The organism is Kocuria salina (assembly GCF_013368965.1).
Taxonomy (GTDB): Bacteria; Actinomycetota; Actinomycetes; order Actinomycetales; family Micrococcaceae; genus Kocuria; species Kocuria rosea.
Map to the genome: position 1 here is coordinate 43,767 of NZ_SSSF01000004.1, position 15,576 is coordinate 59,342.

14 protein-coding genes are annotated in these 15,576 nt (G+C 75.0%); 8 read left to right on the top strand and 6 right to left on the bottom strand.

The features are described 5' to 3' along the window. Positions 1-20: 20 nt before the first annotated feature. The 3 genes from E7Z53_RS09370 to E7Z53_RS09380 all read right to left on the bottom strand — a co-directional run bounded on the left by E7Z53_RS09370 (position 21) and on the right by E7Z53_RS09380 (position 3,329). Positions 21-1,919 (bottom strand): AMP-dependent synthetase/ligase, encoded by a 1,899-nt coding sequence (locus E7Z53_RS09370; protein WP_176337658.1) that lies wholly within the window; start codon positions 1,917-1,919, stop codon positions 21-23. 70 nt (positions 1,920-1,989) lie between these two features. Then, on the bottom strand, positions 1,990-2,478 hold the full coding sequence (locus E7Z53_RS09375) for a hypothetical protein (protein ID WP_176337659.1): 489 nt from the start codon (positions 2,476-2,478) through the stop codon (positions 1,990-1,992). Next, positions 2,475-3,329, bottom strand: coding sequence for an alpha/beta hydrolase (locus E7Z53_RS09380; protein ID WP_017833704.1), 855 nt, complete (start codon positions 3,327-3,329; stop codon positions 2,475-2,477). Before E7Z53_RS09380 ends, E7Z53_RS09375 begins: the two co-directional genes overlap by 4 nt. Positions 3,330-3,476: 147 nt before the next feature. Here E7Z53_RS09380 and E7Z53_RS09385 point away from each other — a divergent pair, with 147 nt between their 5' ends. Together E7Z53_RS09385 and E7Z53_RS09390 are read left to right on the top strand one after the other, a co-directional pair. Next, positions 3,477-4,328 carry a lysophospholipid acyltransferase family protein gene (locus E7Z53_RS09385; RefSeq protein WP_017833703.1) on the top strand — a complete coding sequence of 284 codons (852 nt, stop codon included), beginning with the start codon at positions 3,477-3,479 and terminating at the stop codon, positions 4,326-4,328. Between the two features lie 40 nt (positions 4,329-4,368). Next, a complete protein-coding gene (locus E7Z53_RS09390) occupies positions 4,369-5,763 on the top strand; it encodes a class II 3-deoxy-7-phosphoheptulonate synthase (protein WP_017833702.1) in 1,395 nt (464 codons plus the stop codon). A gap of 44 nt (positions 5,764-5,807) precedes the next feature. Here the strand turns inward: E7Z53_RS09390 and E7Z53_RS09395 are convergent, their stop codons facing one another. Continuing rightward, positions 5,808-7,727, bottom strand: a complete 1,920-nt coding sequence (locus tag E7Z53_RS09395; RefSeq protein WP_176337660.1) for a protein kinase domain-containing protein — start codon at positions 7,725-7,727, stop codon at positions 5,808-5,810. A 45-nt stretch (positions 7,728-7,772) separates the two neighbouring features. Further along, complete coding sequence (locus E7Z53_RS09400; RefSeq protein WP_109243787.1) at positions 7,773-8,957, bottom strand: lytic transglycosylase domain-containing protein; 1,185 nt, start codon at positions 8,955-8,957, stop codon at positions 7,773-7,775. Between the two features lie 119 nt (positions 8,958-9,076). On the opposite strand from E7Z53_RS09400, the gene E7Z53_RS09405 reads away from it, so the two are divergent. Further along, on the top strand, positions 9,077-9,463 hold the full coding sequence (locus E7Z53_RS09405) for an Rv2175c family DNA-binding protein (RefSeq protein ID WP_017833699.1): 387 nt from the start codon (positions 9,077-9,079) through the stop codon (positions 9,461-9,463). 61 nt (positions 9,464-9,524) lie between these two features. Here the strand turns inward: E7Z53_RS09405 and E7Z53_RS09410 are convergent, their stop codons facing one another. After that, positions 9,525-10,676 carry a polyprenyl synthetase family protein gene (locus E7Z53_RS09410; protein ID WP_109243788.1) on the bottom strand — a complete coding sequence of 384 codons (1,152 nt, stop codon included), beginning with the start codon at positions 10,674-10,676 and terminating at the stop codon, positions 9,525-9,527. Between the two features lie 184 nt (positions 10,677-10,860). On the opposite strand from E7Z53_RS09410, the gene dinB reads away from it, so the two are divergent. The 5 genes from dinB to E7Z53_RS09435 all read left to right on the top strand — a co-directional run bounded on the left by dinB (position 10,861) and on the right by E7Z53_RS09435 (position 15,502). Further along, entirely contained in the window at positions 10,861-12,141 is a 1,281-nt protein-coding gene (gene dinB, locus E7Z53_RS09415; protein WP_017833697.1) for a DNA polymerase IV, read from the top strand. Between the two features lie 55 nt (positions 12,142-12,196). Next, positions 12,197-12,574, top strand: coding sequence for a DUF3040 domain-containing protein (locus E7Z53_RS09420; RefSeq protein ID WP_017833696.1), 378 nt, complete (start codon positions 12,197-12,199; stop codon positions 12,572-12,574). Between the two features lie 552 nt (positions 12,575-13,126). Beyond that, positions 13,127-13,558, top strand: a complete 432-nt coding sequence (gene mraZ, locus E7Z53_RS09425) for a division/cell wall cluster transcriptional repressor MraZ (RefSeq protein WP_031283112.1) — start codon at positions 13,127-13,129, stop codon at positions 13,556-13,558. A 229-nt stretch (positions 13,559-13,787) separates the two neighbouring features. Continuing rightward, positions 13,788-14,789, top strand: a complete 1,002-nt coding sequence (rsmH, locus tag E7Z53_RS09430; protein ID WP_035924058.1) for a 16S rRNA (cytosine(1402)-N(4))-methyltransferase RsmH — start codon at positions 13,788-13,790, stop codon at positions 14,787-14,789. Then, complete coding sequence (locus E7Z53_RS09435; RefSeq protein ID WP_241482804.1) at positions 14,786-15,502, top strand: hypothetical protein; 717 nt, start codon at positions 14,786-14,788, stop codon at positions 15,500-15,502. The genes rsmH and E7Z53_RS09435 overlap by 4 nt, the downstream gene beginning before the upstream one ends. The last annotated feature ends 74 nt before the right edge of the window (positions 15,503-15,576 follow it).

Below are 15,576 nucleotides of genomic sequence, written 5' to 3' on the forward strand. Positions count from 1 at the left end.
GGCCGCCGGCCGGCCCGGGGTCAGCCGCGGCCCGGCAGGTGCGCGTGGGAGAGCTTCTCCTTGATCCGCTCCGCCGGGGTGGCGGGGGCCGCGGCCGGTTCGGGGGCGGGGCGCGAGTAGATCTCCTCGATCCGGTCCGCGAAGTCCTGGGCGATCCTGGCCCGCTTGATCTTCATGGACGGGGTCAGGTGCCCGGAGGCCTCCGTCCAGTCGACGTCGAGGATCTCGAAGGCCCGGATGCTCTCCGCGCGGGAGACCGCCTGGTTCGCCCGGGTGACGATGTCCTGGACGTGCTCGACGACCTTCGGGTGGCGGGCGGCCTCCGCCACCGGCATCGCGGGGTCCAGGCCCATCAGCTCCAGGCGGGCGGGGAGCACGTCCTGGTCGAGGGTCACGAGGGCGGCCACGAACGGCCGGTCGTCCCCGACCACCATGACCTGGGAGACCAGGGCCGAGGCGCGGATGGGGTCCTCCAGCACGTTGGGGACCACGTTCTTGCCGCCGGCGGTGACGATGATCTCCTTCTTCCGGCCGGTGAGGGTGAGGGCGCCGTCCTCGTCGAGCGAGCCGAGGTCGCCGGTGCGGAACCACCCGTCCTCGAAGGCCTCGGCGGTGAGGTCCTCGCGCCCGTGGTAGCCGCGCATGACGTGGGTGCCCCGGACCAGGACCTCCCCGTCCTCGCCGATCCGCACCTCGTTGCCCGGCAGCGGCAGGCCCACGGTGCCGATCTTGCCGATCTCCGGGGTGTTGACGGCGATCGGGGCCGTGGTCTCCGTGAGCCCGTAGCCCTCCACGACGTACACGCCGATCCCGTTGAAGAAGTGGCCCAGCCGGGTGCCGAGGGCGGCGCCGCCCGAGACGGCGTGCGTGACCTCCCCGCCCATCGCGTCCCGCAGCTTCGAGTACACGAGCCGGTCGTAGAGGGCGTGGCGCGCGCGCAGCAGCGGCGGGACCCGCCCGTCCTGACCGGCCTTCGAGTACGCGACGGCCGTGGTCACCGCGCGCTCGAAGATCAGGGACTTCGCCCCGCCGGCCTTCTCGGCCTTGAGGCGGGCGCTCTGGTAGATCTTCTCGAACACGCGCGGGACGGCCAGGATGAACGTGGGCCGGAAGGCCCCGAGGTCCGCCATCAGGTTCTTCACGTCCGGGGTGTGGGCCAGGACGGTCCCGGAGTAGAGGGCGATCACCTCCACGAAGCGGGCGAAGACGTGGGCCAGCGGCAGGAACAGGAGCGTCCGGGCGCCCGGGTGGATGATGTCCTCGACGACCAGGGTCGTGTTCTCGCACAGCCGCACGAAGTTCCCGTGCGTCAGCTCGCACCCCTTGGGCGGTCCGGTGGTCCCCGAGGTGTAGATGATCGTGGCGACGTCCTCGAGCCCGCGCGACGTGCGGCGGGCCTCGAGCTCCTCGTCCGGCACGTCCGCGCCGGCGCGCGCGAGCTCGTCGGGGCCCGTGCCGGTGCCGTCCAGGCGCCAGACGTTCTCCGCGGCGCGGAACGGCGTCTCCCGCGAGGCGGCGAGCACGGAGTCCTCGAGGGCCTGCGTCTCGACGAACACGGCCTTGGCGTCGGAGTCGCCCATGATCCAGGCGATCTGCTGCGCCGAGGACGAGTCGTAGACGGGGACGGGCACGGCGCCGGCGTACCAGATCGCGAGGTCCGCGAGGGTCCACTCGTAGCGCGTCCGGCTGAGGATGCCCACCCGGTCCCCGGGCTCGATCCCCGCGGCCACGAGACCCTTGGCCACACCCTGCACGGCGGCGAGGAACTCCCGGGCGCGCACCTCGCGGGCGGCCCCCTCCGGTCCCAGGACGGTGTACAGGTGCGGATCCTCGTCCTGGCCCGCCTGCATGAGGAGGAAGTCGGTGATGCGGCTGTGGGCCGGTGGGTCCACGAGGGCGTCGGTCGCGACGTGGCGCATGGGGTTCTCCTCGGATCGGGGTCGGTGGGCCGTCCGCTCCAGTCTAGTGAATTGGCTCACGCAAACCCCGTCAGACGCGGGCGCCGTCGTCCAGCTCGTCGCGGTCGTCGGGCAGGGACCGCAGCAGGTGGCCGATGGCCCCGACCACGGCGAGCAGGCCCCCCACGATGGCCCACCACGGCAGGGAGCCGGGCAGGAGGGAGAGCACCACCAGCAGCACGGGCACCCCGACCAGCACGGTCCAGGACAGCAGTGCCCCGCCGCTGAGTCCCTGCGTGACCGGCCCGGGGTCGGGGGAGTAGGGCGCGTCGTCGTCCCCCGCGTCCTCCGGCTCCCCGGCGCCCTCTGTCCCGGCAGCCTCCGCTCCGGCGTCCTCCGGGGCGGCGTCCTCCGCCCCGGCGGACGCGCCCGGCCCGGCGTCCTCGGGGGACCAGTCCCGGGGCCCGGCGAGGTGCCGGTCCCCGGCCCGGCGCACGTCCTCGAGGTCCGACACGATCCGGCTCCACTCGTCCTCGGGGCCGTGCCCGGCGCCGCCCGGCGTCCCCGGGCCCGCACTCATCGCCGGTCCCCCCGGGAGGCGGGGCGCAACGGTCTCGCGGTGACCGGGTTGCGGCCCGCCAGCAGGTCCTCCAGGAAGCGCACGGACCGCGCCGCGACCACGTCCGCCTCCCGGTCCAGGGTGGCCACGTGGAAGCTCTCCGCCAGCCGCACCAGCTCCACGTCCCCGCCGGCCCGGCGCAGCACCTGCAGGTGCGAGGCGTCCGACACCACGTGGTCGTGCTGCGAGCGCAGCACCAGGACCGGGGCGGTGACCGCGGGCAGCATCCTCCGGGTCCGGGTCATGAACCGGCCCAGCTCGGCGACGCCCGCCACGGGCGTGCGCGGGTAGGCGTGCTCGGTGACGCCCGGGAGGCTGATGTCGTCCCCCACGCCCGGCACGGACGGCACCGCGCGGTGCAGGGCCGGGGCGAGCCGGGCCGTGCGGCTGACGAGGGACAGCGCCGGGTTCAGGGCCACGACCCCGTCGACGGGCAGGGTCGCGGCGAGGTGCAGGGCGAGCGCCCCGCCCATGGACAGCCCGCACACCACCACCACGTCGTGCCGGGCCCGCAGCCGCTGCACGTGCTCGGCCGCGTGGTCGCGCCACTGCTCCCAGCGGACGCCGGCGAGGTCCTCCCAGCGGGTGCCGTGGCCGGGCAGCACGGGCCCGACGACGTCGGCGCCCGCCGCGTGCAGCGCCCGGCCCCAGGGGCGGACGCTGAACGGGACGCCGGTGAAGCCGTGCAGCACGAGCGCGCCCGCGGGCCCGTCGGCCGGATGGTGGAAGGGCGCGCCGGGATCGTCCGCGGCGGCGGGCCCGACGGTCGCGGAGGGGGCGGGCAGGTGCTGGTCCTCGACGGGTGGCGTCATGCGTCCATGATGTCAGGGCGGGCGCCGTCGGCGGGCGGACCGGCGCGGGTGCCCGTGCGGACGTGAGAGAATACCGGAGGCCGGACCCGGTCCGAGCGGCACGGACCCTCGCGACATCCCGATCAGCACGAAGGAGTCCCCTCCCACATGGTCTACATGTTTCTGAAGCGCTACGTCGTCGGCCCCCTGATCAACGTCGCCTTCCGTCCCGAGGTGCGCGGCCTGGAGCACGTGCCCGAGGAGGGCCCGGCCATCCTCGCGAGCAACCACCTCTCCGTCTCCGACTCGGTGTTCATGCCCGTGGCCGTGCCCCGGCAGGTGTACTTCCTGGCGAAGTCCGACTACTTCAACAGCCCCGGCGTCAAGGGCAGGGTGATGGCCGCGTTCTTCCGCGCCATCAACCAGATCCCCATGGACCGCTCCGGGGGCCGGGCCAGCGCGAAGTCCCTGAGCAACGGCGGCCGCAAGCTGCTGGAGGGCGAGCTGCTCGGGATCTATCCGGAGGGCACCCGCTCCCCGGACGGCCGCATGTACAAGGGCAAGATCGGGGTGGCCCGGCTCGCGCTCGAGACGGGGGCCCCGGTCGTCCCGATCGCCATGGTCGGCACCGACAAGGTCCAGCCGATCGGGACCAGGCTCCCGCTGCCCCGCCGCAGCGCCCGGGTCACCACGATCTTCGGCGAGCCCCTCGACTTCTCCCGCTACCGGGGCCGGCAGGGTGAGCACGCCCTGCTCCGCGAGGTCACCGACGAGATCATGCACGCGATCCAGGCCCTCTCCGGCCAGGTCTACGTGGACGTCTACGCCTCGGAGCACAAGAAGCGGCTCGCCGAGCAGAAGCGCCAGGAGACCAAGCAGGCCGCGGCGGAGCTCGTGGGCAACGCCAAGGACAAGGCGCGCAGCGCCGCCCACACCGCCCGCCGGACCGCGGACTCCATCGCCCACCGCGACCGTCCCGGCGCCGCTGACGACGACACCCCGCGGCCCACCGCACCCTGATCCCGCGCCCGGCCCCGCCCCGGACGAGACATAGGAAGACATGATGCTCGACTTCACCGTTCCCGACAGCCTCCGCAACCTCGCCTCCCCGGTGCCCTCCGCGGCCGACTACCCGGGGCTGGACGACTGGCGCGAGCTGGCCGCCGACCAGCAGCCGACCTGGCGCGACCACCCCGACTTCGCCGCCTCGATCGCCGAGCTCAACGCGGTCCCGCCCCTCGTCTTCGCGGGGGAGGTGGACAAGCTGCGCGACCGTCTGGCCGAGGTCGCCAACGGCCGGGCGTTCTTCCTGCAGGGCGGGGACTGCGCCGAGACCTTCGAGGGCGCCACCGCCGACCGGATCAGCGCCCGGGTCAAGACGCTGCTGCAGATGGCCGTGGTGCTCACCTACGGCGCGTCCATGCCCGTGGTGAAGATGGGCCGGATGGCCGGGCAGTTCTCGAAGCCCCGCTCGTCCAACGACGAGACCCGCGACGGCACGACGCTGCCGACGTTCCGCGGCGAGATGGTCAACGGCTTCGACTTCACCGAGGAGTCCCGGGTCCACGACCCGCGGCGGATGGTGCGCGGCTACCACACCTCGGCCTCGACCCTGAACCTCATCCGGGCCTTCACCACGGGCGGGTTCGCGGACCTGCGCCTCGTGCACGCCTGGAACATGGGTTTCACCACGAACCCGGCCCACGCCCGGTACGAGTCGCTCGCCCGCGAGATCGACCGGGCCGTGAAGTTCATGGACGCGTGCGGCGCGGACTTCGACGCCCTGCGCACCACGGAGTTCTACGCCGGCCACGAGGCCCTGCTGCTGGACTACGAGCGCGCGCTGAGCCGCATCGACTCCCGCACCCACCTCCCGTACGGCACGTCCGGGCACTTCCTGTGGATCGGCGAGCGCACCCGGGAGCTCGACGGCGCCCACGTGGACCTGCTCTCCCGGCTGCGCAACCCGATCGGCGTGAAGCTCGGCCCCAAGACCACCGGGGACGACGCGCTGGCGCTCATCGACAAGCTCGACCCGGAGCGCGAGCCCGGACGGCTCACCTTCATCACCCGCATGGGCGCGAAGAACATCCGGGAGAAGCTGCCCCCGCTCGTCGAGGCCGTGGAGCGCTCCGGCGCCAAGGTCGTGTGGGTCACCGACCCCATGCACGGCAACACCGTGTCCCTGCCGTCCGGGTACAAGACCCGAAACTTCGACGACGTCGTGGACGAGGTCCGCGGCTTCTTCGAGGTGCACGAGGCGATCGGCTCCTTCCCCGGCGGCATCCACGTGGAGATGACGGGCGACGACGTCGCGGAGTGCCTCGGCGGCGCCGACCCCGTCGACGAGTCCTCCTTCCAGGACCGCTACGAGTCGCTGTGCGACCCGCGCCTGAACCACATGCAGTCCCTGGAGATCGCGTTCCTCGTGGCGGGCTACCTCTCCCGCCGCTGAGCGCGGGACCGGCCGACGGGGCCGGGGCCGTTCCTGCCGTCCGCTCAGACGACGGTGAGGACGACCTCGGCCCCGTCCGTCGTCTGGGCCACCACGTAGCCGAAGGGGGCGCCGAGGCTCTCCTCGACCCGCGCCGCGAACCCCGCCTCCGCGAGGAGCCGGACCGCCTCGTCCACGGGCCTGCCAAGCACCCCGGGCGCGGAGTCGGCGCGGGCCCCGAGGGAGACGGCGAGGTCCACCGCCGACCCCTCGGCCACCGCCTCGCCCGCCTCGGGGTGCTGGCCCACGACCGTCCCGGCGGCGGCGGCGTCGGCGACCGGGCCCCGGGTGCCGGCCGCCAGCCCGGCGTCCTCGAGGCGCGCCCGGGCGTCCTCCTCGGACATCCCGGTGACGTCGGGCGCGGTGGTCCGCACGGGACCGGTCGAGACCAGCAGGACGACCTGCTCCGCGGAGCGGACCGTGGCCCCGGCCTCCGGGTCGGTGCCGAGCACGGTGCCGGCGGGGGCCACCGGGTCCGCGGTCTCGTGCACGGCGACGTTGCCCAGACCGGCCCCGGCCAGGTACTGCTCGGCGAGCTCCGGACCCGCTCCCCGCACGTCCGGCACGCTCACGGTCCCGCCCGGACCGGAGCCCAGGAGCCAGCCCAGGAACGCCGCCCCGGCCACCGCGAGCGCGACCAGGGCCAGCGTCCCCGCCGCGTGCAGGGGCCGGGTGGGCCGCAGCTCGACCTCGGGCCGCCAGGGGTCGGAGGAGCCGCTCGAGGTCCGCGCCGGCAGCGGCCGGCCGGAGACCGCCGGGGCCCCGGCTCCAGCCGCTCCCAGGGTCGCGGCGTGCGGACCCGGCACCCCGGTCCGGCCGGCCGCCGGGCCGAACGCCTCCGTGGGAGCGTCCCGGCCGAGGGCCTCGGTGGGGGCGTGCCGGCCGATGGTCTCCGTGGTGCCGCTCGTCCCGAGAGCCTCCGTGGGAGCGCCCCGGCCGAGGGCTTCCGTGGGGGCGCCCGCCCCGAGGGCCGCGGTGGGTCCGACCGCGGGGTCCAGGGCCGCCGTGGCCGCGCCGTCCGGAGCCGGCACGGCCGGGGTGCCGCGGGCGGCGCCGGGTCCCGGGGGGCGGTCGAGCTCCGCGGGCCGCAGACCCGCCCGGACCGACCGGAGCTCGTCGAGGAAGCTGCCGGCGTCGGGCGGACGCCGCTCCGGCTCCCGTGCCGTGGCCCGGGCGACCAGCCGCGCCACACCGGCCGGGAGACCGGGATCGAGGGTGCGGAGGTCCGGGACGGCGCCGTCCGCGTGGGCGCGGGCCACGGCCAGCGGACCGCCCTCGAAGGGACGGCGGCCGGCCAGGAGCTCGAAGAGCAGGATCCCGGCCGAGTACACGTCCGCGCGGGTGTCGACCCGCTGCCCCGTGACGAGCTCCGGCGAGGCGTAGCCGACCGTGCCCAGCACCGTTCCGGTCGCCGTGTGCTGGTCGACGGCGCGGGTGAGACCGAAGTCCGCGACGGTCACCCGGCCGGCGGCGGAGATCAGCACGTTCTCCGGCTTCACGTCGCGGTGCACCAGGCCCTCGCGGTGGGCCGCCGCCAGCCCGTCGAGGACCGGTTCCAGCAGCCCGAGCGCCTCGCCCGGGGGCAGGGCGCCGCGCCGGCGCAGGAGGTCCCGCAGCGTCGAGCCCGCCACGTGCTCCATGACCAGGTACGGCACCCCGTCCGGGGCGTGGCCCTGGTCGAGCACGGAGACCACGTGGGGATGGGACAGCCGCGCCGCCGACCGGGCCTCCCGCACGAACCGGTCCGCCGCGGCCGGGTCCTCGGCCAGGTGGGCGTGCATGAGCTTGACCGTCACGACGCGCTGCAGGCGGGTGTCCACCGCCCGGTACACGGTGGCGGTGCCACCGCGGGCGATCCGCGGACCCAGCTCGTAGCGGCCCTCGAGGACGGTCCCGGTCAGGTGGTCGGGGAGCGCGTGCTGCACGGGATCAGCCTAGGGCGGGGCGCTGTGCGCAGGCTGGGTCGCAGGTCACGGTCCGAACCGCTTGCGGTGCGTCTTGACGCTCTTGACGTACTGCTTGGTGTCGTCGTACATCCCGTACTTCTTCACCCCGTGCAGGCCCTGGTAGTACGCGGCGATGGCCACGTCGGTGCTGGGCGCGGCGCGGCCCAGCTGCCGGATGATGGCCACGCCGGCGGTGACGTTGTCCTGCGGGTCGAGCAGGTCGAGCTCCCGGCCCACGAGTCCCGAGGCCCAGTCCCCGGCGTCCGGGATGACCTGCATGGTGCCCACGGCGTCCGCGGGGGACACGGCCCGGTGGTCGAAGCCCGACTCCTGGTGGGCGTGCGCCAGGGCGAGCGCCGGGTCCACGCCCATCCGCACGGCGGTGTCGTGGACGAGCCGGCGCATCTCCTCGCGCGAGGGCGCGGGGCGGGCGGCGAGCTGCTCGTGGTGGCGGTTGGCGGAGTCCACCACCCCGTCCTCGTACGTGCGGCCCAGGAAGGTGTCGCCGACGGCGCGCGCGGGCGCCGGCCGGGGCTGCTCGGCCCGCTCGGGGGCAGGGGCCTGGGCGGTCCGCACGGTCTCGGGGGCCGGCTCCGAGACCGACAGCCGCTGGCCCGGGCGCAGCAGCGAGTTCACCGTGAGGTCGTTGCCGTCGAGGAGCGACTGGACCGACACCCCGCGCGCCTGCGAGATGCTCCACAGCGAGTCGCCCGAGCGCACCACGTGCTCCGTCCGGGGCGGCTCCGCCGCGGGCGGGGCCGGCTTCTTCGAAGGCTCGGCCGCCGGGGCCGCCCCGCCGGAGAGGCGCAGCTCCTGCCCGGGCAGCAGCAGCGCCGCGCCGGAGAGGTCGTTCCACCGCATGAGCTCGTCCACGGCCACGCCGTGGCGCTGGGCGACCGCCCACAGGGAGTCCCCGGGGGACACGGTGTGCACGGGGGCCTTCGTCGTCTTCTGGCCGGCGAGCAGGGGCGCCGAGGCCACCTGGGCCGTCTGGGCGGGGGCGGCGTGGGCCACGGTGCCCCCGCCCAGGGCGGCGAGGGCGGCGACGGCGGTGACCGCCGACCCCGTCCGGGCGCGGCGCGCCCAGCCGGGGGAGCGGTCGTCCTGCCGCCCGGAGGCCTCGGCGGAGGTCTCGGCAGTGGTCTCGGCGGTGGTGGAGCGCGGTGCGTCGTTCGGGTCGGTCGTGTCGCTGTCGGGGGGATACGGCATGAAGTAACTCTCTGACGCTGATCGGGGAAGGTGCGGAGGTCTCAGCCGGCTCCGCGGGTCGAGCATACCGTGGCGGGCCCGCGTGGCACGGGCACCGGCGGACGTGGCACTCTGGGGGCGTGAAGAACACATCCGGAATCAGCACCGAGGAGTTCGACCGCCTGGACGGTCTCGTCCAGGAGTGGTTGCCCCTGCCCGACGTCGCCGAGCAGCTCGGCCTCGTGGTCACCCGCGTCCACGGCCTCGTCGACGACGGGACGCTCCTCGCCGTCCGCAACCCGCACGACAGCATCCGCCGGGTGCCGGCCGCCTTCCTGCTGGACGGCGCCGTGGTCGACTCGCTGAAGGGCACGGTGGCGGTCCTGCGGGACTCCGGCTTCACCGACGTCGAGGCGATCACGTGGCTGTTCACCGAGGACGAGTCCCTGCCGGGCCGTCCCGTCGACGCGCTGCGGGACGGGCGCAAGACGGAGATCCGCCGCCGGGCGCAGGCCCTGGCCTGGTGACCCGCTCCTGACCGGCGCGCCGGACCGGCCCCGACCGCGGGACCGGCCCGGCGCGCCGGACTCAGGACGAGCGGCGGACCGCAGCCGTCGCGAGGCCGCGCAGCGCGGCCATCGGCACGGCGTCGGCCCCGAGCCGGTCCAGCGCGGTGAACGCCTCCCCGCTGAGCCGTTCGATGAGCTCCTCCGTGGAGCCCAGGGCGCCGCACGCCGTGATGAGCGAGCGGAGCTCCTCGACGTCCTCCTCCGTCAGCTCCGGTCGGCCCAGGGCGTCCTCGAGCCGCGCGATCTGCGCCTCGCTGCCGAGCGTGCGGACGTAGCCGACGAGCACCGTCCGCTTGCCCTCGCGCAGGTCGTCGCCGGCGGGCTTGCCCGTGGCCGCGGGATCGCCGAACACGCCCAGGACGTCGTCGCGCAGCTGGAACGCCTCGCCCAGGGGCAGCGCGAACGCGGAGCAGCGCTCCAGGACCGGCTCCGGCGCCCCGGCCAGGGCGGCGCCGAGCACCACGGGGTGCTCCACCGAGTACTTCGCCGACTTGTACCGGATGACGTCCAGGGCCCGCTGCACCGCGCCGTCGCGGTCCTGGCCCCCGCCGGCGACCTCGCCCTGCACGTCGAGGTACTGCCCGGCCATCACCTCGGAGCGCATGAGGTCGAAGACCGCCCGTGCGCGGTGGCCGCCGGGCGCCGTGGTGGTGGCCGCGGCGAACGACTGCTCGCTCCAGGACAGGCACAGGTCGCCCGAGAGGATCGCGGCGGCCACGCCGAAGGCCGGACCGTCCAGGGCCCAGCCCCGGTCCGCGTGCACGGACTCGAAGCGGCGGTGCACGCTGGGGGCGCCGCGGCGGGTGTCGGAGCGGTCGATGACGTCGTCGTGGATGAGCGCGGCGGACTGGAAGAGCTCGAGCGCCGCCCCGGCCCGGACCACGGCCGGGTCCTCCGGGTCGCCGCCCGCCGCCCGCCAGCCCCAGTAGCACAGCCGCGCCCGCAGCCGCTTGCCGCCGGCGGAGAGCGCGACGACGGCGTCCAGCAGCGGGAGGGCGTCCGCCGAGATGCCGCCCAGGACCGCTCGCTGCCGGCCGAAGAACTCCTCCAGCTCCGCGTGCAGCCGCGCCACGAACCGCTCGTCCTCGGCGCGGAAGGCGTCCTCGGGCCGGGCCTGCGGCGCGGTGCCGGCGGGGGCGTCGGGGTGGTGCGGGAGGGGCGGGCACGTCATGGGCGGATCGACCTCGGACTTGGGGCGGCGGCGGACGCCCTCTGCCGGTCGTCCGCGATGTCCGCCCCAGCCTATCGAAGGCCCGGTGAGCGGACCGGGGCGCTCCGCCCGGGCCGGGGCCCGCACCGCGGCCGGGATGTCCGCGCCGAGGGCTAAGCTGTGCCGGACCCGGGAGGAGGACGCGGTGACCGAGACGCCGAGGGACCGGCTGGAGCGCTGGCGGCAGTGCGCCGTGCTCCACGTCGACATGGACATGTTCTACGTCGGCGTGGAGCTGCTCGCGGCCCCTGGGCTGCGCGGCAGGCCCGTCATCGTGGCCGGGTCGGGCGGACGCTCCGTCGTCCTCTCCGCGTCCTACGAGGCCCGGGCGTTCGGCGTCCGCTCCGGCATGCCCCTGGCAAGGGCCCGGGCGATGTGCCCCCGGGCCGTCCTGCTCGAGCCCCACCGGGACGCCTACGACGCCTACTCCCGCCGGGTCATGGCCATGTTCTGGGACATCACCGACCGTGTCGAGCAGATCAGCGTGGACGAGGCCTTCCTCGACGTCGCCGGAGCGGTCCGGCGGCTCGGCCCGCCCGTGGGCATCGCCCGCGGCCTGCGGGCCCGTGTGCGGGACGAGCTGGGACTGACCGCCTCCGTGGGGATCGGCGCCAACAAGACCGTCGCGAAGATCGCCTCCACCCGCTCCAAGCCGGACGGCCTGCTGCTCGTCCAGCCCGAGGACACCGTCGCGTTCCTGGCGGAGCTGCCGGTCTCGGCGCTGTGGGGCGTCGGCGGGCGCACGGCCGAGACGCTCACCGGCGCGGGGCTCAGGAGCGTGGGGGACCTCGCGGCCGCCCCCGTGCCGATGCTGACCCGCCTGGTCGGACGGGCGGCCGGCCACCACTTGCACGAGCTCGCCAACGGACGGGACCCCCGCCCCGTCGAACCGGTCCGCGAGGAGAAGAGCGTGGGCGCGGAGGAGACCTTCCCCCGGGACGTCGCGGACGACCGCGTGCTGCACGAGACCCTCCTGCGGCTCAGCCACCGGACCGCCTCGCGGCTGCGCCGGCAGGGTCTGCGCGCCCGCCGGGTGGGGCTCAAGGTGCGCTGGGCGGACTTCACGACCATCACCCGGTCGCGGACCCTGCAGCATCCCTTCACGTCCGCCCACGACCTCCTCGAGCACGGCGTGGGCCTGCTCGAGGAGCTCGGGGACCGGCCCCAGCCGGTCCGGCTCATCGGCATCCGCGCCGAGCGGCTGGAGCCCGCCACGGACGCCCTGCAGCTGAGCCTGGACGGCCGCGAGGAGGAGTGGGGGGCCGCCGAGCAGGCCATGGACCGGGTGCACGCCCGCTTCGGCGCCGAGCGCCTCGGCCCCGCCCGTCTCCTGCCTCCCGCACCCCGGAGTCCGGAGGGCAACTCGGAGGCTGTTGACAGCCGTGTGCGCGGTGCCAAATCAGCACCCGACGGTCTATCCTGGTAGCAGGCGGCGCCGGAACAGCCGGGGAATCCGCACCCGAAGGATGAGGAGGCATACCGTGCCACTGTCCGAGCACGAGCAACAGCTCCTGGCGCAGCTCGAGAAGCAGCTCCACGCGGACGACCCGAGGTTCGTGACGAACATGGGGTCCCGCGCCGTCAGGGGTGCTTCCACCCGCAACATCGTCCTCGGGATCGTGATCGCCGTCGTCGGCCTGCTCGTCCTCCTGGGCGGGGTCGTCATCGACTCCATCCTGGTCGGGGTCCTGGGCTTCGTCGTGATGGGCGCGGGTGTCTACGTCGCCACGCTGCGCTCCGGCAAGCCGCGCCCCGGCGGGGAGCCCGGCAAGGGCGGCCCGCCCCGCCGCTCGTCGCCCTTCCTGCAGAACCTCGAGGAGCGCTGGGACCAGCGCAACTCCGGGGGCCCGTCCACCTGACCGGCCCCGCCCGGACCCGGAGCCGACCGCAGGGCGCCGCCCGCTCGGACCGACCCGACCGGCCCCTCCACCTCCCCCCACCCTGCTGCCGCACGGCGGTCTGCAGGGTCCGATCAGCTCCCCGGTGCACCGCCGGGGAGCTTTTTCATGCCCTGGAGGTGCCGCGGCCGCACCCCGGCCGCACCCCGGGAACGTCCGGGGAGCGTTCCTCCACCGTCCTCCCCGCAGCCCGCACCGCGGCGTCCTCCACTCTCCTCCCCGCACCCCTCCGCCGGCGCCCGGTGCCGCGGGCCGCGGCGTCCTCCACCGCGCTCCCCGACGCCCGGTGCCGGCGCCCCGCACCGCGGGCCCGGGGTGTCCTCCACGCTCCTCCCCGCCGCCCTCCGCCGCGGCGCCATCGTGCCCACCTGGGGCGACGCCCGTCGCGGCGCCCGGGCGCCGCGCCACGCCGCGGCGCCCGGCCCCTGCGTTCGTTGACCGGGGAGTGAAGTGGAGTAAAGTGGGGCGAAGAGATGGATCTGAGAGAACTCTCGGGCTGGAGAGGCGGTGAGCATGTTTCTCGGAACGTACTCACCCCGTCTCGACGAGAAGGGCCGCCTGATCCTGCCGGCGAAGTACCGGGAGGAACTGGCGGAGGGACTCGTGCTGACCCGCGGTCAGGAACGGTGCCTCTACGTGTTCAGCGTCCGCGAGTTCGAGCGGGTCCACGAGCAGCTGAGGGCGGCACCGCTGTCCTCGAAGCAGGCCAGGGACTACATCCGGGTCTTTCTCTCGGGCGCCTCGGACGAGGTCCCGGACAAGCAGGGCCGAGTCACCATACCGCCGCCGTTGCGGGACTACGCCGGGCTGGGCCGGGAGCTCGCCGTCATCGGCGCGGGCACCCGGGCGGAGATCTGGGACGCCCAGGCGTGGAACGACTACCTGAACGAGAAGGAGGCCGTCTTCTCCGAGACCGAGGAGGAAGTGGTGCCCGGGCTCTTCTGAGCGCAGGGCCGCCGAGACCACCGCGGAGCACGCGGAGCCGCTTCCCGGATGAGATCTCCAGCCGCACAGCCGTCACCGTCCTGACTCACCTTCCCCTGAGCCAGGCCGGATTCGAGGGACGGCCAGCGGATGGGGTTCTGATCCTGGAAGGCCCGCCGCCGCACCACGGCGTCGACCCGGCGCCGGCCACCGAAGACCGATCCACCGTCGACCGCCGAAGAGAGGGCCCATGGCGCAACGCCCAGCCGAGCAGCTCCACGTTCCCGTGCTGCTCGAACGGTGCCTGGACCTGATGGCTCCCGCGCTCGGCGAGGACGGCGCCGTGGCGGTGGACGCGACGATGGGCATGGGCGGTCACTCCGAGGCGCTGCTGCGGCGCTTCCCCGGCCTGCAGCTGGTGGCGATCGACCGGGACCCGCAGGCCCACGCACTGGCCGGCGCGCGGCTCGCCCCGTTCGGCGACCGGTTCCACCCCGTGCACACGACCTACGACCGGATCCCGGAGGCCCTCGGCCGGCACGGGTTCGACCACGCGGACGCGGTGCTCTTCGACCTCGGGGTCTCCTCGTTGCAGCTCGACGAGCGCGAGCGCGGCTTCGCCTACTCCTACGACGCGCCCCTGGACATGCGCATGGACTCCACCGCGCCCGTCACGGCCCAGGACGTGGTCAACGACTACAGCGAAGAGGACCTGCGCCGGATCCTGCGGGACTGGGGCGAGGAGCGCTTCGCCGGTCGGATCGCCCGCGCGATCGTGGCGCAGCGGGCCAGGACCCCGCTGCGGACCACGGGCGAGCTCGTCGAGGTCGTCCGCGGGGCCGTGCCGCAGGGTGCCCAGCACCGCAAGGGCCACCCCGCGAAGCAGACCTTCCAGGCGCTGCGGATCGAGGTCAACGAGGAGCTCGACGTGCTGCGCCGGGCGATCCCCGCCGCACTGGACGCAGTGCCCGTGGGCGGGCGCGTGGTGGCCATGAGCTACCACTCCCTCGAGGACCGGATCGTCAAGCAGGCCTTCGCCCGCGGAGCCGCCTCGACGGCGCCGAAGGGCTTCCCCGTGGAGCTCGACCAGCACAAGCCCACCCTGCGGGTCCTGACCCGCGGGACGGAGACCCCCACCCCCCGGGAGATCGACGAGAACCCCCGTGCCGCCTCCGCGCGCCTGCGCGCGGTGGAGCGCATCCGAGAGCACGTCCCCCCCACAGCACAGAACGCGCAGAGGTACACGGCATGAGCGGAACCGGACTCCAGCGACGCCCCGTCCGCCCGACCTCCCAGCGCACGGGCATCGGCGCCTGGGCCGGGCGGCGCGGGCAGCGTCCGCCGGTGGAGGGCACCTCCGCCCGCCAGCTGAGCGACCCGGCGCCGCCCGCCGAGGAGCGGGCCGGGTCGACCCGGGCCCCGCTGTCCGTGGTCCCGGGCCGGGCACGCCGGCAGCGGTTCTCCACCGTGGTGCTCAGCCTGGTGGCGCTCGTGGTGGCGCTGGCCTCGATCCTGGTGCTGAACATCCAGATCTCCGGGGGCCAGTACCGGCTCGTGGAGCTGCGCGCCCAGGAGCAGGCCCTCAGCCAGCAGAACGAGGCGCTCACCCAGGACCTCGAGTTCTACAACGCCCCGCAGAACCTTGCGGTGATGGCGACGGACCTCGGCATGGTCCCCGCGCAGGACTCGGGCACGGTCGACGTCACGAACGGGACCGTCGAGGGCGACCCCATGCCCGCGCAGCCCCAGGAGAACCACGAGATCCTGGTCGACCACGCCCACCAGACCGGCTCCGAGGCCGCGGACCGTGCCGCCCAGCGCGCCGAGGACCGCGAGCGGGAGAAGGCGGCGCAGGAGCGGGAGGACGCCGAGCGCAGCGCCCGCGAGGACGCCGCGCCGGCCGGCGCCGCGGACGCGGAGGGCGGCTCCCTCGCGGCCCCGCCGCAGCGCACGCCCGGGGAGTGACCGGGCCACCGGCCCCCGCCCCCGCCGGCAGCAGCCCCCCGGACATCTCCCAGTCGCAACCAGGAACGAGGCAG